Source organism: Streptomyces sp. NBC_00271 (assembly GCF_036178845.1).
Lineage (GTDB): Bacteria > Actinomycetota > Actinomycetes > Streptomycetales > Streptomycetaceae > Streptomyces.
In genome coordinates this window covers 5,760,375-5,780,790 of record NZ_CP108070.1, presented here as the reverse complement: position 1 = coordinate 5,780,790, position 20,416 = coordinate 5,760,375, and the positions used below count along the sequence as shown (strand labels likewise).

Sequence of the window (20,416 nt, the reverse complement as noted above, 5' to 3'; positions counted from 1 at the left end):
TGTTGAACTGTACAGCTTCAAGGACTTCAATGCCAAGCGAGCCCATGCGATACTTCGGACATGGGCGACACCCCCGGCCTCACTGCGCCGACAACCGAGCCGACACTCGACGAACAGATCGCCGCCTACCAGCGCGAGTTCCGGGACCTCGACCCCCAGGTCGAGAAGATCGTGGCGGCCCTCGGCCGCCTCAACCGCCGGATGAACGTCGCCTACGGCCGCCAGACCGCCACCCTCGGCATCAGCAACGCCGAGTGGGAGGTGCTCAAGGCCCTCGTCCTGGCCGGCGAGCCGTACCGGATGGGCCCCAGTGAGCTCGCCAAGCGGCTGGGCCTGACCCCGGCCGCGATGACCCACCGGATCGACCGGATGGTCGCGGAGGGTCTGGTCACCCGGGAGCGCGACGAGTCGAACCGTGTCCGCGTGATCGTGGAGCTCACGGACGAGGGGCGCGAGAAGTGGCTGGAGGCCATGCGTCTCGCCACGGTCTTCGAGGAGGACCTCCTCCAGGACCTGTCCGCCGACGAGCGCGGTGTACTCGGCGAGGTTCTGACGCGCCTCCTACGACGCGTGGAGCACGCCCAGCCGGACGCGGGCGGCCGGCTCAGCGACCTCGATTAAAAGATCTTGACAGAGACGGTTGACACCGCCTTGACGGATCCGTAAGGTTCTTCGAGTTGCCACGGGGCCGTAACGGTTCTGCGGTAGCACCTCCGCCGCAGAAGCGGCACCCCAACCATCAGCACGATCTCCCAAACGGGTGAATTCGGCGTGCCCGAATTCAATTCGATTGGGGCACGGCGGTCCGATTAGGAACTGCCGAGAGGATCCGCTAAAGTTTGGGACGTCGGAACGGCCCAAGGGCCTGGAAGACAAGCCCCGCTGACTGGGAATCAGGCCCGAAAGGATCTGATAGAGTCGGAACCGCCGGAAAGGGAAACGCGAAAGCGGAAACCTGGAAAGCACCGAGGAAATCGGATCGGGAAACGGTCTGATAGAGTCGGAACGCAAGAACAAAGCAAGACAGCAGGACCGAAGGGAAGCGCCCGGAGGAAAGCCCGAGAGGGTGAGTACAAAGGAAGCGTCCGTTCCTTGAGAACTCAACAGCGTGCCAAAAATCAACGCCAGATATGTTGATACCCCGTCTCCGGCCGATCGGCTGGGGCGAGGTTCCTTTGAAAAAGTCCTGCCGGGCACTGCCTGGCAGGCGCACAGCGAGGACGCTGTGAACCGGGGGGATTATTCCTCTCCTTGGTTCCGCTCTCGTGGTGTCGTCCCGATTACGGGAAAACATTCACGGAGAGTTTGATCCTGGCTCAGGACGAACGCTGGCGGCGTGCTTAACACATGCAAGTCGAACGATGAAGCCCTTCGGGGTGGATTAGTGGCGAACGGGTGAGTAACACGTGGGCAATCTGCCCTTCACTCTGGGACAAGCCCTGGAAACGGGGTCTAATACCGGATAACACCTGCCCGGGCATCTGGGTGGGTTAAAAGCTCCGGCGGTGAAGGATGAGCCCGCGGCCTATCAGCTTGTTGGTGAGGTAGTGGCTCACCAAGGCGACGACGGGTAGCCGGCCTGAGAGGGCGACCGGCCACACTGGGACTGAGACACGGCCCAGACTCCTACGGGAGGCAGCAGTGGGGAATATTGCACAATGGGCGAAAGCCTGATGCAGCGACGCCGCGTGAGGGATGACGGCCTTCGGGTTGTAAACCTCTTTCAGCAGGGAAGAAGCGAAAGTGACGGTACCTGCAGAAGAAGCGCCGGCTAACTACGTGCCAGCAGCCGCGGTAATACGTAGGGCGCAAGCGTTGTCCGGAATTATTGGGCGTAAAGAGCTCGTAGGCGGCTTGTCACGTCGGGTGTGAAAGCCCGGGGCTTAACCCCGGGTCTGCATTCGATACGGGCTAGCTAGAGTGTGGTAGGGGAGATCGGAATTCCTGGTGTAGCGGTGAAATGCGCAGATATCAGGAGGAACACCGGTGGCGAAGGCGGATCTCTGGGCCATTACTGACGCTGAGGAGCGAAAGCGTGGGGAGCGAACAGGATTAGATACCCTGGTAGTCCACGCCGTAAACGGTGGGAACTAGGTGTTGGCGACATTCCACGTCGTCGGTGCCGCAGCTAACGCATTAAGTTCCCCGCCTGGGGAGTACGGCCGCAAGGCTAAAACTCAAAGGAATTGACGGGGGCCCGCACAAGCAGCGGAGCATGTGGCTTAATTCGACGCAACGCGAAGAACCTTACCAAGGCTTGACATACACCGGAAACGGCCAGAGATGGTCGCCCCCTTGTGGTCGGTGTACAGGTGGTGCATGGCTGTCGTCAGCTCGTGTCGTGAGATGTTGGGTTAAGTCCCGCAACGAGCGCAACCCTTGTTCTGTGTTGCCAGCATGCCCTTCGGGGTGATGGGGACTCACAGGAGACTGCCGGGGTCAACTCGGAGGAAGGTGGGGACGACGTCAAGTCATCATGCCCCTTATGTCTTGGGCTGCACACGTGCTACAATGGCAGGTACAATGAGCTGCGAAGCCGTGAGGCGGAGCGAATCTCAAAAAGCCTGTCTCAGTTCGGATTGGGGTCTGCAACTCGACCCCATGAAGTCGGAGTTGCTAGTAATCGCAGATCAGCATTGCTGCGGTGAATACGTTCCCGGGCCTTGTACACACCGCCCGTCACGTCACGAAAGTCGGTAACACCCGAAGCCGGTGGCCCAACCCCTTGTGGGAGGGAGCTGTCGAAGGTGGGACTGGCGATTGGGACGAAGTCGTAACAAGGTAGCCGTACCGGAAGGTGCGGCTGGATCACCTCCTTTCTAAGGAGCATCTAGGCTGCCGGGCTTGCCCGGTGGTCCAGGGCCATTACGTCGGCACACGTTCGACGGTGGTTGCTCATGGGTGGAACGTTGATTATTCGGCATCTTCAGTCATCTCAGGCTGTGAGTACTGCTCTTCGGGGCGTGGAAAGCTGATCATGAGTGGCGGGGGTGCCGGGCACGCTGTTGGGTGTCTGAAGGTACGGCCGAATCGGCTGCCTTCAGTGCCGGCCCCAGTGCACTCCGGTTGTAACCGGGGGTGATGGGTGGTTGGTCGTTGTTTGAGAACTGCACAGTGGACGCGAGCATCTGTGGCCAAGTTTTTAAGGGCGCACGGTGGATGCCTTGGCACCAGGAACCGATGAAGGACGTGGGAGGCCACGATAGTCCCCGGGGAGTCGTCAACCAGGCTTTGATCCGGGGGTTTCCGAATGGGGAAACCCGGCAGTCGTCATGGGCTGTCACCCATACCTGAACACATAGGGTATGTGGAGGGAACGCGGGGAAGTGAAACATCTCAGTACCCGCAGGAAGAGAAAACAACCGTGATTCCGGGAGTAGTGGCGAGCGAAACTGGATGAGGCCAAACCATATGCGTGTGAGACCCGGCAGGGGTTGCGTATGTGGGGTTGTGGGATTTCTCTTTCACGGTCTGCCGGCCGTGAGACGAGTCAGAAACCGTTGATGTAGGCGAAGGACATGCGAAAGGTCCGGCGTAGAGGGTAAGACCCCCGTAGTCGAAACGTCAACGGCTCGTTTGAGAAACACCCAAGTAGCACGGGGCCCGAGAAATCCCGTGTGAATCTGGCGGGACCACCCGCTAAGCCTAAATATTCCCTGGTGACCGATAGCGGATAGTACCGTGAGGGAATGGTGAAAAGTACCGCGGGAGCGGAGTGAAATAGTACCTGAAACCGTGTGCCTACAAGCCGTGGGAGCGTCGGGCAAGCACTTGTGCTTGCCTCGTGACTGCGTGCCTTTTGAAGAATGAGCCTGCGAGTTTGCGGTGTGTTGCGAGGTTAACCCGTGTGGGGAAGCCGTAGCGAAAGCGAGTCCGAATAGGGCGATTTAGTAGCGCGCTCAAGACCCGAAGCGGAGTGATCTAGCCATGGGCAGGTTGAAGCGGCTGTAAGAGGTCGTGGAGGACCGAACCCACCAGGGTTGAAAACCTGGGGGATGACCTGTGGTTAGGGGTGAAAGGCCAATCAAACTCCGTGATAGCTGGTTCTCCCCGAAATGCATTTAGGTGCAGCGTCGTGTGTTTCTTGCCGGAGGTAGAGCACTGGATAGGCGATGGGCCCTACCGGGTTACTGACCTTAGCCAAACTCCGAATGCCGGTAAGTGAGAGCGCGGCAGTGAGACTGTGGGGGATAAGCTCCATGGTCGAGAGGGAAACAGCCCAGAGCATCGACTAAGGCCCCTAAGCGTACGCTAAGTGGGAAAGGATGTGGAGTCGCAGAGACAACCAGGAGGTTGGCTTAGAAGCAGCCACCCTTGAAAGAGTGCGTAATAGCTCACTGGTCTAGTGATTCCGCGCCGACAATGTAGCGGGGCTCAAGCGTACCGCCGAAGTCGTGTCATTGCAGCAATAGGGCCAACGCCCGCTGTGATGGGTAGGGGAGCGTCGTGTGCCGGGTGAAGCCGCGCCGGAAGGCAGTGGTGGACGGTTCACGAGTGAGAATGCAGGCATGAGTAGCGATACACACGTGAGAAACGTGTGCGCCGATTGACTAAGGGTTCCTGGGTCAAGCTGATCTGCCCAGGGTAAGTCGGGACCTAAGGCGAGGCCGACAGGCGTAGTCGATGGATAACCGGTTGATATTCCGGTACCCGCTGTGAAGCGTCAAACATTGAACCAGGCGATGCTAAGTCCGTGAAGCCGCCCCGGAGCCTTCGGGCAAAGGGGAGTGGTGGAGCCGACGGACCAGACCTGCAGTAGGTGAGTGATGGGGTGACGCAGGAAGGTAGTCCATCCCGGGCGGTGGTTGTCCCGGGGTAAGGGTGTAGGCCGTGTGATAGGTAAATCCGTCACACATTAAGGCTGAGACCTGATGCCGAGCCGATTGTGGTGAAGTGGATGATCCTATGCTGTCGAGAAAAGCCTCTAGCGAGTTTCATGGCGGCCCGTACCCTAAACCGACTCAGGTGGTCAGGTAGAGAATACCGAGGCGTTCGGGTGAACTATGGTTAAGGAACTCGGCAAAATGCCCCCGTAACTTCGGGAGAAGGGGGGCCATCACCGGTGATCGGATTTACTCCGTGAGCTGGGGGTGGCCGCAGAGACCAGCGAGAAGCGACTGTTTACTAAAAACACAGGTCCGTGCGAAGCCGTAAGGCGATGTATACGGACTGACGCCTGCCCGGTGCTGGAACGTTAAGGGGACCGGTTAGTCACTCTTCGGGGTGGCGAAGCTGAGAACTTAAGCGCCAGTAAACGGCGGTGGTAACTATAACCATCCTAAGGTAGCGAAATTCCTTGTCGGGTAAGTTCCGACCTGCACGAATGGCGTAACGACTTCTCGACTGTCTCAACCATAGGCCCGGTGAAATTGCACTACGAGTAAAGATGCTCGTTTCGCGCAGCAGGACGGAAAGACCCCGGGACCTTTACTACAGTTTGATATTGGTGTTCGGTTCGGCTTGTGTAGGATAGGTGGGAGACTTTGAACTCTGAGCGCCAGCTCAGGGGGAGTCGTCGTTGAAATACCACTCTGGTCGTGCTGGATGTCTAACCTGGGTCCGTGATCCGGATCAGGGACAGTGTCTGATGGGTAGTTTAACTGGGGCGGTTGCCTCCTAAAGAGTAACGGAGGCGCCCAAAGGTTCCCTCAGCCTGGTTGGTAATCAGGTGTTGAGTGTAAGTGCACAAGGGAGCTTGACTGTGAGACCGACGGGTCGAGCAGGGACGAAAGTCGGGACTAGTGATCCGGCGGTGGCTTGTGGAAGCGCCGTCGCTCAACGGATAAAAGGTACCCCGGGGATAACAGGCTGATCTTCCCCAAGAGTCCATATCGACGGGATGGTTTGGCACCTCGATGTCGGCTCGTCGCATCCTGGGGCTGGAGTCGGTCCCAAGGGTTGGGCTGTTCGCCCATTAAAGCGGTACGCGAGCTGGGTTTAGAACGTCGTGAGACAGTTCGGTCCCTATCCGCTGCGCGCGTAGGAATATTGAGAAGGGCTGTCCCTAGTACGAGAGGACCGGGACGGACGAACCTCTGGTGTGCCAGTTGTCCTGCCAAGGGCATGGCTGGTTGGCTACGTTCGGGAGGGATAACCGCTGAAAGCATCTAAGCGGGAAGCCTGCTTCGAGATGAGTATTCCCACCCCCTTTGAGGGGTTAAGGCTCCCAGTAGACGACTGGGTTGATAGGCCGGATCTGGAAGGCGGGTAACCGCTGGAGGTGACCGGTACTAATAGGCCGAGGGCTTGTCCTCAGTTGCTCGCGTCCACTGTGTTGGTTCTGAAACCACGAACAACCCCGTTGTCGGGCCACGGCAATGGTGCGGTAGTTACAGTTTCATAGTGTTTCGGTGGTCATAGCGTGAGGGAAACGCCCGGTTACATTCCGAACCCGGAAGCTAAGCCTCACAGCGCCGATGGTACTGCAGGGGGGACCCTGTGGGAGAGTAGGACGCCGCCGAACAAATTTTGAGAAGAGCCCCAACTTCGGGTAGGTACCCGAAGTTGGGGCTTTTTTGCGTTCACCTTGGTGCCCTGGCTGCGGAAGCGGCGCGGGGTATGCGGGGCTGAACAGCAGCCCCGCATACCCTCACGCGGTTCCTTCAGGCGACTCGGTTACTTCAGGCGGGACGACGCGACGATCGAGACGATGTGCGCGGGGACCAGCAGCCAGACGATCGCCGTCACGGCCACGGTCGCGATCTTCGTCGCCGTCAGGTCGCCGAGCGCCAGGTCGACGATCGCCGTCACGAGCAGCAGGATGGTGCACTCGATGCCGTTGACCAGGCGGTGCAGGCCGACGGCCGAGGTGAGGCGGCGGACCCGGGCGAGGCCGCTGGAGCGCGGGACGACGGACTGGTCGGTGGCCTTCTGCATGCCGCTGTCGGAGCGGGCCACCTGGACGAGGTCCGAGGACGACTTCAGGAGCAGCACGCCGATCGCGGCCGCCAGGCCAGCCACCAGGTAGAGGTTCAGGCCGAGTTCGGCGGCGCGGACGCCCATGCCGACCATGACCGCGGCGTCGGCGAGGTAGGCGCCGAGGCGGTCCAGGTAGACGCCGAGCGGGCTGAACTGGCGGCGCCAGCGGGCCACTTCGCCGTCCACGCAGTCCAGGAGCAGATACAACTGCATGAAGAGGACGGACAGTACGGCGCCGCCCAGGCCGGGAACGACCAGGGCGACTCCGGAGAGTACGCCCGCGAAGACCATGACCGTCGTGATCTGGTTCGGTGAGACGCGGGTGCCCAGCATCAGCCGGGTCACCCGCAGGGAGAGCGATCGCATGTAAAGGCGGCCGGCCCAGTGTTCCGCCCTGCTCTCCAGCTTGCCCGCGGGGTGGATGACCTCGCGGAGTTCCTCTAGTTGGACCTTGGTCATGCGGCTTTCTCCCCTGGGATCAATGTGAGTACAGGGAAGAGCATGACGGGGTCCCGGACAGCGGGGATCGGCAGGGTGGAATTCAGATGAGCGATGTCGAACGCGAAGACTACGGTGGGTTCCATGAACCATGTGATTCGTTCCATAAGGGCCGACGAGTGGCCCGCGGCCAAGGAGTTGCGGCTTGCCGCCCTGCGGGACCCCGTGGCGCATCTCGCGTTCCTGGAGACCTACGAGCAGGCGGTGGCCCGGCCCGACTCGTTCTGGCAGGAGCGGGCGGCGGGGGCCGCCGAGGGGGACGGGGCGCGGCAGTTCGTCGCGGTCGGGCCGGACGGGGTGTGGGCGGGTTCCGTGGTCATGCTGGTCGAGAAGGCCGGGCGGCGGGACTTCTTCGAGGCCGTGATCGACCAGGACCAGGGGCATTTGGTGGGTGTCTTCGTGCGGGCCGAGCACCGGGGGAGCGGTGTGACGGACGCGCTCGTCGACAGCGCTCTCGCCTGGGCCTGGGAGCGCGGGCTCGAGCGGGTACGGCTGTTCGTGCACGAGAAGAACGGGCGCGCCGAGGCCTTCTACCGCAGGGCGGGGTTCGTGCCGACCGGGGGTTCCGTGGCATCCGAGGGGAACGAGGGGACCCGGGATCTGGAGTTTGTGATCGCCAGGCCGTAGGTGTCGTCAGACCGGGAGTTCGTGCTGGGGCCAGCGGGCCCTGGCCTGTTCCTGGGAGCGGAGGAGGGCCAGGGTGGGCAGGCCCTGGTCGGCTCCGGTGGCGAGCAGCTCCGGGAGCTGGGGGAGCGGGGCCACCGCGGCGACGTCGTCCAGGACGAGCGTAAGTGGTGGGTCGAGGCGACCGGAGGATGACCGTTCGGCCATGCGCCGGCCGCGCTCGACCACGCTTGAGGCGAGGGCCGTCAGGAGCGGCATCGCGCCGGGGTTCGCCTTGGGGTCCTCGATGGGTTCACCGACCACATAGAGCGTGCCCCCTTCGTTGACGAAGGAATCCAGCGCGAGGGCGTCACTTCGGTTCGGGGTGCAGGATTCGCGGACGTTGACCGTGAAGAGGGCGGACAGGGCGCGGGCCGTCAACTCCTGTGCTATGTCGCGGCGTTCCGGGTGTGAGGTGAGGGCGGCCTCGAGTTCGCCCGCCGCGCCGGAGGCGGCCTTGGGGTTCGTGCGGAGGGTTCGTACGGCGTCCTGTACCTGGGTGCCCTGGGCCCAGCGGTGGACGTGGCGGAAGGCCTTGTCCTCCACCGCGGCGGCGTGCAGATAGCTGCGCAGGAGCGTTTCGGCGACGTCTGCCATGGCCTGGTCGACCTTGGCGGTGGGGCGTACGGGGCCGAGGAGGGCGATGGCTCTTTGCGCGGCCGTCGTCTTGTCCTCGCAGCCGGTGGAGGGGGACCAGTGGAGGCGGGCCGGGGTGTCGCAGAGGTGGGAGGGGTCGTAGAGGAGCACGGGGCCGAGTTTGGCTCTGGCGTCCTTGGTTTCCGACCAGATGGCGGGGTTGGAGGTGATCACCAGGGCGGGGCCGTCCGCGTCTCGTACGGCTTGGGTCGCGGTGGTGTGGCGGGATTCCGGTGGGGCGAGGATGAGCGCGCCTGCGGCGCGATTTCTCTCCCACCCACCGACCCGTTTGCCGTCCACTGCCAAGGGAGCCGTCGAAAACGCCGGCTGCGGCGCCTCCTTGGGCAGCTCGGCCGGCTGCGGCTCGGGTCGCGGCAGCGGGACCTCGTGATGCGGCGGGACCTGTTCGGCGGCGGGAGTCGGAGCCGGTTCGGGCACCTGTGCCGGCGCCGGCGTCGGTCTCGCGTACGCCCCCGCCTTCCGTCTCGCCCGGACCGCACGCCACCGTGCCCATGTCCCCATCACGAAGATGGTCATCACGACCAGCACCATCAGCTGGCCGATGAACAGGCCCCAGAAGAGCCCGTACCCCGAGAGCTGGTCCGCGGGGGTGTCCGGCCAGGCGCCCGTCACGTCGTGCGGGTGCCCGATCAGGTACCGCAGGGCCAGCGGCGTACGGGCGAAGGTGACCGCGTTCGGCCAGGCGCCGTGGGCGAACCAGCCGGCGAGTCCGGTGGCCGACCAGATCAGGAAGGTCATGCCGAGCAGGAAGGCGAGCACCCCGACCAGCAGGCCGTCCGGGATGCCGCCCTCGCTCTCCGCCTTGCGGCGGTCCCGCCCGTCCCGGCTCATCTCACGCCACCGTGGACTCGGACGAACCGTCGAGATCGGCGAGGTGCTGCTCCACGAAGGCCGCGGCGCGTTCCTCGGCCTCGAGTTCGGCGGCGCGCAGCGCGTCGTCGGCGAGGTGGTCGGCGGAGGACTCGGTCATGGCGCGGTCGGTGAAGACGAGGGGGCGTTCGGTCTCGGTGATGAGGTGTTTGACCACCTGGACGTTTCCGTTGACGTCCCAGACGGCGATACCGGGCGTCAGGGTCGGGATGATCTCGACGGCCCACCTGGGCAGGCCGATCACCCGGCCCGTCGCCCGTGCCTCGTCGGCCTTCTGGGCGTAGATCGTCCGGGTGGACGCCATCTTCAGGATCGCGGCGGCCTCCTTGGCCGCGGCGCCGTCCACCACGTCGGACAGATGGTGGACCACCGCCACGAAGGACAGACCCAGGCGTCGGCCGAACTTCAGCAGGCGCTGGAAGAGTTGGGCCACGAAGGGGCTGTTGATGATGTGCCACGCCTCCTCCACCAGGAAGATGCGCTTCTTGCGGTCGGGGCGGATCCAGGTGTGTTCCAGCCACACGCCGACGATCGCCATCAGGATCGGCATGGCGATGGAGTTGCGGTCGATGTGGGACAGGTCGAAGACGATGAGCGGGGCGTCGAGGTCGATGCCTACCGTCGTGGGGCCGTCGAACATGCCCCTGAGGTCACCGTCGACCAGGCGGTCGAGGACCAGGGCGACGTCCAGGCCCCACGCCCGTACGTCGTCTATGGCGACGTTCATCGCCTCGGCCGACTCCGGCTCGGGGTGGCGTAGCTGTTCGACGATGTCCATCAGTACGGGCTGGCGCTCGACGATCGTCTCGTTGACATAGGCGTGTGCGACCTTGAGGGCGAAGCCGGAGCGCTCGTCGAGGCCGTGGCCCATCGCGACCTCGATGATCGTGCGCAGCAGGGCCAGCTGGCCCGTCGTCGTGATCGCCGGGTCGAGCGGGTTGAGGCGGATGCCCATGTCCAGGGCCGCTGTCGGGTCCAGGCGGATGGGAGTTATTCCCAGCTCTTCCGCGATGAGGTTCCACTCGCCGACGCCGTCCTCGCCCTGTGCGTCGAGCACGACGACCTGGCGGTCGCGGAAGCGCAGCTGGCGCAGGACGTAGGTCTTCTCGAGCGCCGACTTGCCGTTGCCGGACTCGCCGAGCACCAGCCAGTGGGGCGCGGGGAGCTGCTGGCCGTACAGCTGGAAGGGGTCGTAGATGTAGCCCTTCCCGGAGTAGACCTCGCGTCCGATGATGACGCCCGAGTCGCCGAGGCCGGGTGCGGCGGTCGGCAGGTAGACCGCCTGGGCCTGGCCCGTGGAGGTGCGCACGGGCAGGCGGGTCGTCTCGACCTTGCCGAAGAGGAAGCCCGTGAAGGCGTCTGTCGCGGCGGACAGCGGATCCCGCATCAGAACATCAGCTCCTACCTGCGGATTCCGGTGGCGAACGGCAGTGTGTTGACGAAGGCCCGGTGATGCTCGCGGTCGCACCACTCCAGCTTCAGATACGACTTTCCGGCGGAGGCGCGGATGGTGCGCTTGTCGCGGGCGAGGGCCTCCGGGGAGCGGGAGCTGACGGTGATGTAGCCGACGAGGTTGACGCCGGCGGCACCGCTCGCGAGGTCCTCACCGCGCTGGTCCAGGCGGTTGTGGGAGGCGACGTCGCGGGGGTCGACCGTGCGGTTCATCTTCAGCTGGCGGCTGGCCTCGGCGTCGTCGTTCGTCTTCTCCGTCAGCATGCGCTCGATGGCGACCTCGGTGGGTTCGAGGTCCATCGTGACGGCGACGGTGCGGATGACGTCCGGGGTGTGGACCAGGAGCGGGGCCAGGAAGTTCACGCCGACCGGGGTCATCGGCCATTCCTTCACCCAGGCCGTGGCGTGGCACCAGGGGGCGCGGGTGGAGGACTCGCGGGTCTTCGCCTGGAGGTAGGTGGGCTCCATGGCGTCGAGCTCGGCGGGCCAGGCATTACGTTTCGTCATCGCCTGGATGTGGTCGATCGGGTGGTCGGGGTCGTACATGGAGTGCACGAGGGAGGCCAGTCGCCCCTGACCGAGCGGCTGGCGTACGCGGATGTCGGCTTCCTGGAGGCGCGAGCAGATGTCGGTCAGCTCGCGTGCCATGACGACGGCGAGCCCGGCGTCGCGGTCCAGCTTCTTGCCGCCCTGGGGACGGGCGGCGCGCGCCATGGCCTGGGCCTCGGCGGCGAGTTCACGGTTGTAGTGCATGCACGCGACGAGGTAGGCGCGGTGCTGCTCGCTGCTGGTGGACACCATGGACTGGAGCTGGTCGTAGGACTGTTGGAGCCAGGCCGGTGCCTTCTCGTCCCCGCGCTGGGCGACGTCCTTGGCGTGGGCGTCCGGGTCGGCGGGGAGGGTGCGGGCGAGCATCTGGAGGCGGGTGACGAAGCCGTCGCCGTTCGCCACGTGCTTGAGCAGCGTGCCGAAGCGGTCGACGAGGGCCTCCTGGTCCTCGCTGTCGCGCAGGCCGACGCCCGGGCCCTCGATCTCGATCGCGGCGGTGACGGTGCGGCGGTCGGCGTGCAGGAGTACGGCGATCTCGTCGGGGCCGAAGGGGGCCGCGAGCCAGGAGATCCGGCCGATGCCGGGCGGCGGCCCGATCTCGACCTCCTTGCCGTCCAGACGCGTACCGGCCTCCTGGACGCTGCTGCGGTACGCCGTGCCGCTGCGCAGGTTGCGCTTGTAACTGCGGTTGATCTCGAACCACTTGTAGAACGTGCGGCGCTTGTACGGGATGTACACCGCGGCGATGGCCACCAGCGGGAAGCCCATCAGCAGCACGATCCGCAGGGACAGGACGGGGACGAGCAAGCCGCACATCATGCCGAGGAACGCGCCCGCGATGATGAGCGCGATCTCGCCGGACTCGCGGTTCCGGCCGACGATCGCGTTCGGCCGGGCGCGGCCGATCAGATATGTACGGCGGGGCGTGACCGGATGGGACACGTGGGATTCGGTCGTCAACGCCCTTCACCTCCCGTGCGGTTGGAGCTGCTGCTGTTGCGGGTGTTGCCGCCGGTACGCGGTGGTGGTGCGGCGGAGGGGACAGATCCGCCGCCTCCGTTCGGCGTACGGGTGCTGTGGGCGGACACGCCTCCGGAGACGGGGTTCGCGGGGCGCGGCTGGCTGTTGCCGCCGCCTGCGCCGCCTCCGCCGTTGTTGTCGGCGCGGGTGCTGTGGGTCTTGATGCCCTGGGCGACCAGGGTGGCGGGGGAGCTGATCACGGCCGCGGCCTTGCCTTCGGCGCCCTGCATGATGCGGTTGTTGCGGCCGTTGGCGATCTCGTCGCCGAAGCCGGGCACGAAGCGGTAGATCATCGCGCTGGCGAAGATGGCGAGCAGGATGATCGCGAGGCCGGAGACGACGGCGGAGAAGGAGTCCGGGCCGCCGTTGGTCGACAGTGCGCCGGCGAGGCCCAGCACGATCACGATGACCGGTTTGACCAGGATGACGGCGATCATGATGCCGGCCCAGCGGCGGACGTGGCCCCACAGGTTCTTGTCGACGAGCCCGGCGTAGACGACGGTGCCGAGCAGGGCGCCGACGTACAGCAGGGCGGCGCGGATGACGAGCTCCAGCCACAGGACGCCCGCGGCCAGGATCGACACCAGGGAGACGACGATCAGCATGATCGGGCCGCCGCCGATGTTCTCGCCCTTGGCGAGGGCGCCGGAGAAGGTGCCGAAGAAGGTGTCGGTCTGGTTGCCGGTGGTCTTGGCGAGGACGTCGGTGACGCCGTCGCTGGCCGAGACGACGGTGTAGAGGATCAGCGGGGTGAACGCCGACGCCAGCACCGTGAGCCAGAGGAAGCCGATCGCCTCGGAGATCGCGGTGCCGAGGGGGACGCCTCGCACCGCCCGCTTCGCCACGGCCAGCAGCCACAGGAGGAGGGTGAGGATGGTGGACGCGGCGAAGACCACGGCGTACTGCTGGAGGAACTTCTGGTTCGTGAAGTCGACGTTCGCCGTGTCCTTGACCGCCGCGGAGAGCTTGTCGATGGTCCAGGACGCGGCCTCGGCGCAGCCCTTGGCCAGTGAGGAGAGGGGGTCGAGCGTGGAGGTGGTACCGGGGTCGGTGGTGGCGCCGCCGGTGCTGCCCTTTTCGCAGTACTTCTTGGCCTCGCCGACGATGAGCCTGCACGAGTCGGTCGAGGCGCTCGCGCTGCCACTGGGGCTGGGACTGGGGCTCGAGTTCGGCGTCGGGCTCGGTGGAGCCGCGTAGGCGTGGGATGCCAGCAGAACGACCGCGGTCTGTACGGCCGCGACGGCGCTGGTGAGCCTGAGTACACGGCGCGGGCTACCGGGCATAAGTGAACCCTCCGTACTCCTCGATGACCTTGCTGATCTCGTCGGAGGTGGCGGCCTTGTCGTCACCGGGGACCGGGGCGGGGCCGTCCTTCTGCGAGTCGGTGACGATCTTCCAGTCCCCGCCGGACCACTGGAGCTCGAAGGTCCACGTCTTCCAGGTCGAGGTGACGGGGTCGGTCGAGTTCTGCGCGGACATTCCGATGAGTCCCAGGTACCAGACCGACACCTTGGCGTCGGTGGCGCTGTACTGCTCGACCTTGCTGCCGACGGGGATCGTGCGGGAGACGAAGGTGCTGCCCCGGGGCGCGTTGCCGGCCGCGTCGAGTCCCAGCTTGTTGAGGAAGCCCGTCGAGTAGGCGTCGTCCAGCGGGCCCTGGAGGCGGCCGGCCGCGGCGGAGGTGTAGAGGGTGTCGACCAGATGGTGCCGACCGGCCTTCTGGAACATGGTCGTCGACCCCAGCGCCACCGCGTAGTTGGCCGCCGCGCTCTGTGCGCCCTGCTCGCTGTGCGCGAACCCCGTGGGGATGCCCCCGGTGTTCGTGTCCACCGGGCGTTGGCCCGAGGGGGCCGTGGGGGAGGTCTTGGTGGCGTCGCCGCCTGCGTTGCCGGTTCCGGAGGAGGAAGAGGAATCGTCTCCTCCACGGTTCGCGAAGGCGATGGCCGCGATGAGGAGGACGACGACGCCGACCACCGTCACCAGGCTCCGCGAGGAGGAGCGGCCGCGGCGGGCGCCGCCGTAGACGTCTCCGGGGCGGTCGGGGAGGCGGGTCCGGGTCTGGCCAGTCCCCCCGTATCCCCCGTCGTCGCCGCGGGAGCCGTCCCCGTATCCGGGTTCGTCACCGAGACTCATGTCGCGTACGCCCCCTCAACCTCTTCCTGAACCGCGTAGTACGACGGTAGTCGTGCTGGTTCCCGCGCGGACGCGGTGTGGTGACTCGACATCAGGGAAACGCAACCTCAGCCGGTGGGCACGACGGACGGGTGGGTCGGACAGGGAGGGAGGAGATGAGGTGAGGAGCCGGGTGCCCGGCCGAAGCTAGACGGCCATGCCGTACACGATGGTGAAGAGCGTGCCGAGGGAGCCGATGATGAAGACTCCGGTGAGGCCCGCGATGATCAGACCCTTGCCCTGTTCGGCGCTGAACGTGTCGCGGAGCGCCGTTGCTCCGATACGTTGCTTCGCCGCTCCCCAGATCGCGATCCCGAGGCAGAGCAGGATGGCGACGGCCATCACGACCTGGATCATCGTCTTGGCCTCGTTGCCCAGGCTGCCGAAGGGACCCCAGTCCGGGGCGATTCCGCCGATGATTGTGGTGATGTCGCCCTTGTCGGCTGCGAAAAGCATGTAAGTCACCGCCCCTAGTGGGTAGTTCTGCACCCCCTGCCACTGTGCGCAGAGGTCGGGCCCATTCTCGCCGACAATGCCGCTGTCGTATGTCGACTTGGCGTCATTGATTGGCGGTTTTCGTACGAATCCCTTGTCACCGGCGTACGCGGGCCCCTTTCGGGAGGCGTGCGACGGTATGCAAAGAGTCGTATGGTCACTCTGTGTATCACGGCTGGTCACGCCGGGCAATGAAGTCGAACCGGAACCTGTGGTGTGGTTCCGTCGTTAACCCCTTCTACGACGAGTGCGGGGTGGTCGCCCCGCCGCTCCTCGCACCATCCCTGCGCGCCCGCCGCGTTTCTGACGGGTTGTCGAGCCGATGTTCTTCGGGTCGCGCGTCCGCCCGATGTGGACGCACGGCCGCTGCCCCGAAGGCTATCCCCGTCGCCGTGGCGCACGGAAACGGGCCGCGGCTGGTTGCCGCGGCCCGTTCCCCGCACTGCCGGAGGATCCCCACGTCCTCCCCGGCAGTTCCCCCCGCTTTCCCGTGCTTTCGGGGGTTTTCCGTATCTCCGGCGGGTCAGCCGGTGAAGGCCGAGACTCCCTCCGGGGTGCCCCAGCCGGTCGGGCCGTCGTAGCCCGACTTCGCGGTGCACAGATAGCTGGAGCCGCAGCTGCCGTTGCTGCCGGAGGTCACGTCGTTGAGGGCCGAGGTACCGGCCGACGCGTAGGGGAAGGACGCCGGGTAGGAGCTGCTGGAGGGGGTGCCGCCGAGGGCGTACACACCGGCGATGATCGGCGAGGACGCGCTCGTGCCGCCGAAGGTGTACCAGCCGGCCGTGACCCCGTAGGAGTCGTAGACCGAGACGCCGGTGGCCGGGTCGGCGACGGCCGAGACGTCGGCGATGGTCCGCTTCGAGCAGCCCGAGTCCGTCTGCCAGGTCGGCTTCGCGTCGTACGAGGAGCAGCCGGAGCCGGTGCCCTCGGTACTGCTGGTCTCCCAGACGCTCTCGGTCCAGCCGCGGCTGTTGGAGCTGGTGGACAGGGCGGTGCCGCCCACGGAGGTCACGTACTTGGAGGCGGCCGGGTACTCGGCGCCGTAGCCGGAGTCACCCGCGGAGACGGTGATGGCGACGCCGGGGTGGTTGAAGTACGAGGTGTCGTAGGTGGTGTCGGAGGAGGACTCCGAGCCGCCGTAGCTGTTGGAGACGTACTTCGCGCCCAGGGTGACGGCCTCGTTCACCGCCTTGCCGAGGTTGGCCATGGTGGCGGAGGTGGCCTCGACGAGCAGGATGTTGCAGTTCGGGCAGATGGCGCTGGCCATGTCGACGTCGAGGGAGATCTCCTCGGACCAGCCGGCGTCACTGGAGGGCAGGGAGGTCGTCGAGCCGGTCTGGCTGACCTTCTTGAAGCAGCCGTTGGCCGTGGTGCAGGCCGACAGGCCGTAGTACGAGCGGTACTTGGCGAGGTCCGCCTCGGCGTTCGGGTCGTTGTACGCGTCGACGATCGCGATCGTCTCGCCCGAGCCGTTGGAGGCGGCGGCGGAGGTCAGGCCGTAGGCGCTCTGGAGGTTGCTCGGCCCGTACCCGGACGGGGTGGCGGCGTCGGCGGCCTTCGGGGTGACGGCGTCCGCGTGGGCGTTGGCCTTCTGGAAGGCGGTCGTGCCGCCGGTGACCCGCAGCGCCTTGCAGGCCATCTGGCCCTTCGCGGGGGTGGAACAGGCCGGGCTCCACGTCACCTTGGAGGAGGTGGAGGTGGCAGCTGAGGTGGCCTTGGCGGCCGGGGCGGCGCTCGCGGGGCCCGCGGCGCCGAAGCCGGCGAGGACGAGAGCCGCGGTGCCGACGGCTGCTGCTCCGATACGGCGCCACCCGCCGCGTACGGCGGGTCTGGCGGGCTCTTGGGGATTCGAGGTACGCAACGGACAGCCTCCTGAGAGTGTTTGACAGGGGCAGTGCGGGTGCGCCGCCGGTGCGGTGTCCCCGGCGGAGGGCCGAGCGGCCCGCCGATGACCATCCTCTTGTTGAGTACGTGACAACAAGAGGCGTCTGGAATCCTGACTTCCGTATTACTGAGCGAGGCCGCCGCGTTACTCCTCGATGGCCGCTCGATGGACTGCGGCTGAGCGCCACTTGACTCAACTCACAGGAAGGTCAAGGGATTTACCAAAGTTTCCGATCGGGTGGACGTGATGGCGAACGGGCCGCGGCAGGCTGCCGCGGCCCGTCTCGGGCGCCGCCGGTGGATCCCCACTTAATCCGTCGCCCGGCGGCTCCGTGCCGTGCGGAGGGTGATGCGATCAGCCGGTGAAGGCCGAGACTCCCTCCGGGGTGCCCCAGCCGGTCGGGCCGTCGTAGCCCGACTTGGCGGTGCAGAAGTAGCTCGTGGAGCAGGAGCCGTTGCTGCCGGACGTCACGTCGTTGAGCGCGGACGTGCCGGCCGAGCCGTACGGGAACTTCGCCGGGTACGAGCCGCTGGACGGGGTGCCGGCCAGGGCGTACACGGCCGCGATGATCGGCGAGGAGGCGCTGGTGCCGCCGTAGGTGACCCAGCCGGTGCCGTCGCCGTAGGTGTCGTAGACCGAGACGCCGGTGGCCGGGTCGGCGACGGCCGAGACGTCCGCGATCATGCGCTTCGAGCAGGAGGTGTCGGCCTGCCAGGTCGGCTTCGCGTCATAGGCGGAGCAGCCCGAGCCGGTGCCCTCGGTGCTGCTGGTGTTCCACACCTTCTCGGTCCAGCCGCGGCTGTTGGAGCTCGAGGAGAGGGCGGTGCCGCCGACGGAGGTCACGTACTTGGAGGCGGCCGGGTACTCCGCGCCGTAGCCCTCGTCGCCCGCGCTGACCGTGATGGCGACGCCCGGGTGGTTGAAGTACGAGCTGTCGTAGGAGGTGTCGGAGGAGGACTCCGAGCCGCCGTAGCTGTTGGAGACGTACTTCGCGCCGAGCTTGACCGCCTCGTTCACCGCGGTGCCGAGGTTGGCCATGGAGGAGGACTTCGCCTCGACCAGCGTGATGTTGCAGTTGGGGCAGACGGCGCTGGCCATGTCGAGGTCGAGCGAGATCTCACCGGCCCAGCCGCTGTCGGCGGAGGGCAGGGAGGTCGTGGAGCCCGTCTGACTGACCTTCTTGAAACAGCCGTTGGCGACGGTGCAGGCCGACAGGCCGTAGTACGAGCGGTACGCGGCGAGGTCGGAGGCCGCGTTCGGGTCGTCGTAGGCGTCGACGATCGCGATGGTCTCGCCCGAGCCGTTGGAGGCGGCGGCGTCGGTCAGGCCGTACGCGTCCTGGAGGTCGCTGGGGCCGTAGCCGGTGGGGGAGTCGGCGGCGGCCTTGGGGGTGACGGTGTTCGCGTGGGCGTTGGCCTGCATGAAGGCGGTCGTGCCGCCGGTCACGCGCAGCGCGTTGCAGGCCATCTCCCCCTTCTTCTTGGGCTCGGCGCAGGAACGGGTCCAAGTGACCTTCGTGGAAGCGGCCTTGGCGGCGGTGCTCTTGCTCACGACGGTCTTCGTCGCGGTCGTGCCGGCCGCCGCGCTCGCGTCGACGGCGGTGCCGAAACCGGCCACCAGGAGGGCGGCGGTGGCGACGGCCGCGGAGCCCATGCGGCGCCAGTTGGTGCGTGCGGCCGATCTGTTGCCGGGTGTGGGGGACGTGGGGGGTATGGGGGGTGTAGTACGCAACGTACAGCTCCTGAGAGAGGTTGACAGGGGCGGTGCGGGTGCTGTTGCCGTCGGTGCGATGTCCCCGGCGGCCGGGCCGTGTGACCCGCGTAGACACTCGCTTGTTGAGTACGCGACAAACAAGAGAGATCTGGAATTCTGACTTCCGCCTTACCGAACCCGGGTGATCGGGTTACCCCTCAATGGCCCCTCGATGGCTGGAAGTTGACGTCGGCTTGACTCGCTTCGCGGCTCGGCTGTGCATCGGGCGAGGCGCAGGTGGTGACGGCGGAAGCCGCCGCCCGTGGGGCCGCGGATCGCACGAACGCGGCGTACACGGGGGCGGCACCGGCCGAGAGACGACGGGGTCGCCGACTGTCTTGAGGGATCGCGTCAGCCCACGGCCGCGGCCAGGACCGAGGCCGTGGCGGCGACGAGGGGGCTGTCGGCGGCGGCGTCCTGCGCGGGTTTGGTGCTGAGGACGGCGAGGGCCACGGGGGCACCGTCCGGGGTCCAGGCGATGCCCACGTCGTTGCTGGTGCCGTAGTCGCCGGTGCCGGTCTTGTCGGCGATCGTCCAGTCCTCGGGCAGGCCCGCGTGGAAACGGTCGCCGCTGGTGGTGTTGCCGAGCAGCCACGTCGTCAGGCGGTCACGGTCGCGGTAGTGGAGCGCGTCGCCGAGGACGAGCCGGGCGTAGGTGCCGGCGATGGCACCCGGGGTGGTCGTGTCCTCCACCCGCCAGGGCTCCGCCGTGTTCAGCTCCGGTTCCCAGCGGTCCAGGCGGGTCTTCGGGTCCCCCAGCGAGCGACAGAAACGCGTGATCGCCGTGGGGCCGCCCAGTTCGCGGAGCAGCAGATTGGCCGCCGTGTTGTCGCTGTGGCGGATCGCCGCGTCGCACAGTTCCCCGACGGTCATGCCGCCCGCCAGGTGCTCCGGCTCACCCGTCTTCGGTGAGTACCCGGCCAGGTCCGCCGCCGTGTAGTGGATGCGCCGGGCGAGTGTCTCCCCGTGCTGGTCCAGATCCCGCAGCACGGCCGCCGCCGCGAGCGTCTTGAACACCGAGCAGCCGGGGAAGCGTTCCGCCGCGCGGTGGCGCACGGTGGCCTCTGTCCTCAGGTTGTACGCGAACGCGCCGATCCTCGCGCCGTGCCGCGCCTCCAGCTCGCGCAGCCGGGCGCGGGTGTCCCGCTGTCGGGGATCCTCCGCGTACGCCGGTCCCGCGCCGAGCGCGAGGGTGGCGGCGGTGGTGGTGGCCGCGGTGAGCAGGGTGCGGCGTGTTGTCGTGGTCCCTAAAATCTCTCGTCCTCCAGTCCTTCCACGAAGTGGTCGAACTCGCCCGCCTGTACACCCAGAACGAAGGCGTCCCACTTCTTCCGAGTGGTAGTGACGATGTTGGTGGGGTCGCTGGTTTCGCGGATGTGGACCAGGTCTTCGGCGTCGAAGGCGAGTTCGATCCAGGGGCCGGGGCCGGTCGCGTCGTCCGGGGCGGCGCGGACCCAGTCGAGGTCCGGGGGGACGTCAGCCACG

13 protein-coding genes and 3 rRNA genes are annotated in these 20,416 nt (G+C 66.3%); 5 read left to right on the top strand and 11 right to left on the bottom strand.

What is annotated here, in order from left to right; genetic code table 11:
- Positions 1 to 60 precede the first annotated feature (60 nt).
- From OG798_RS26400 to rrf, 4 genes are all read left to right on the top strand, one after another.
- Complete coding sequence (locus OG798_RS26400; protein WP_121415698.1) at positions 61 to 621, top strand: MarR family winged helix-turn-helix transcriptional regulator; 561 nt, start codon at positions 61 to 63, stop codon at positions 619 to 621.
- A 672-nt stretch (positions 622 to 1,293) separates the two neighbouring features.
- Positions 1,294 to 2,819, top strand: a 16S ribosomal RNA gene (locus OG798_RS26395).
- Positions 2,820 to 3,132: 313 nt separating this feature from the next.
- Positions 3,133 to 6,254: ribosomal RNA gene (locus tag OG798_RS26390) — 23S ribosomal RNA — on the top strand.
- Positions 6,255 to 6,346: 92 nt separating this feature from the next.
- Positions 6,347 to 6,463, top strand: a 5S ribosomal RNA gene (rrf, locus tag OG798_RS26385).
- The 16S, 23S and 5S rRNA genes sit together here, the layout of an rRNA operon.
- Positions 6,464 to 6,615: 152 nt before the next feature.
- Here rrf and OG798_RS26380 read toward each other — a convergent pair.
- On the bottom strand, positions 6,616 to 7,377 hold the full coding sequence (locus OG798_RS26380) for a CDP-alcohol phosphatidyltransferase family protein (protein WP_328757757.1): 762 nt from the start codon (positions 7,375 to 7,377) through the stop codon (positions 6,616 to 6,618).
- 123 nt (positions 7,378 to 7,500) lie between these two features.
- Between OG798_RS26380 and OG798_RS26375 the strand changes: the two genes are divergently transcribed.
- A complete protein-coding gene (locus tag OG798_RS26375) occupies positions 7,501 to 8,043 on the top strand; it encodes a GNAT family N-acetyltransferase (RefSeq protein WP_328757756.1) in 543 nt (180 codons plus the stop codon).
- Between the two features lie 6 nt (positions 8,044 to 8,049).
- Here OG798_RS26375 and OG798_RS26370 read toward each other — a convergent pair whose 3' ends face one another.
- From OG798_RS26370 to OG798_RS26325, 10 genes are all read right to left on the bottom strand, one after another.
- Positions 8,050 to 9,567: a type VI secretion protein gene (locus OG798_RS26370; protein WP_328757755.1), complete on the bottom strand. Its 1,518-nt coding sequence runs from the start codon at positions 9,565 to 9,567 to the stop codon at positions 8,050 to 8,052.
- Position 9,568: 1 nt separating this feature from the next.
- On the bottom strand, positions 9,569 to 10,993 hold the full coding sequence (locus tag OG798_RS26365) for an ATP-binding protein (protein ID WP_067371420.1): 1,425 nt from the start codon (positions 10,991 to 10,993) through the stop codon (positions 9,569 to 9,571).
- A gap of 14 nt (positions 10,994 to 11,007) precedes the next feature.
- Positions 11,008 to 12,567 carry an SCO6880 family protein gene (locus OG798_RS26360; RefSeq protein ID WP_095853866.1) on the bottom strand — a complete coding sequence of 520 codons (1,560 nt, stop codon included), beginning with the start codon at positions 12,565 to 12,567 and terminating at the stop codon, positions 11,008 to 11,010.
- Positions 12,564 to 13,910: a hypothetical protein gene (locus tag OG798_RS26355; RefSeq protein ID WP_267062242.1), complete on the bottom strand. Its 1,347-nt coding sequence runs from the start codon at positions 13,908 to 13,910 to the stop codon at positions 12,564 to 12,566. The genes OG798_RS26360 and OG798_RS26355 overlap by 4 nt, the downstream gene beginning before the upstream one ends.
- The gene (locus OG798_RS26350) at positions 13,900 to 14,760 is read right to left on the bottom strand and encodes a hypothetical protein (RefSeq protein ID WP_328757754.1); all 861 of its coding nucleotides are present in this window, start codon (positions 14,758 to 14,760) and stop codon (positions 13,900 to 13,902) included. Before OG798_RS26350 ends, OG798_RS26355 begins: the two co-directional genes overlap by 11 nt.
- Before the next feature lie 186 nt (positions 14,761 to 14,946).
- Complete coding sequence (locus OG798_RS26345; protein ID WP_054232206.1) at positions 14,947 to 15,255, bottom strand: hypothetical protein; 309 nt, start codon at positions 15,253 to 15,255, stop codon at positions 14,947 to 14,949.
- Positions 15,256 to 15,817: 562 nt separating this feature from the next.
- Positions 15,818 to 17,155 (bottom strand): S53 family peptidase, encoded by a 1,338-nt coding sequence (locus OG798_RS26340; protein WP_267062241.1) that lies wholly within the window; start codon positions 17,153 to 17,155, stop codon positions 15,818 to 15,820.
- 378 nt (positions 17,156 to 17,533) lie between these two features.
- Positions 17,534 to 18,910, bottom strand: coding sequence for a S53 family peptidase (locus tag OG798_RS26335; protein WP_435864126.1), 1,377 nt, complete (start codon positions 18,908 to 18,910; stop codon positions 17,534 to 17,536).
- Between the two features lie 372 nt (positions 18,911 to 19,282).
- Positions 19,283 to 20,185, bottom strand: coding sequence for a class A beta-lactamase (gene bla / locus OG798_RS26330; protein WP_388306210.1), 903 nt, complete (start codon positions 20,183 to 20,185; stop codon positions 19,283 to 19,285).
- Complete coding sequence (locus tag OG798_RS26325; RefSeq protein ID WP_097225465.1) at positions 20,179 to 20,415, bottom strand: DUF397 domain-containing protein; 237 nt, start codon at positions 20,413 to 20,415, stop codon at positions 20,179 to 20,181. Before OG798_RS26325 ends, bla begins: the two co-directional genes overlap by 7 nt.
- Between the last annotated feature and the right edge of the window lies 1 nt (position 20,416).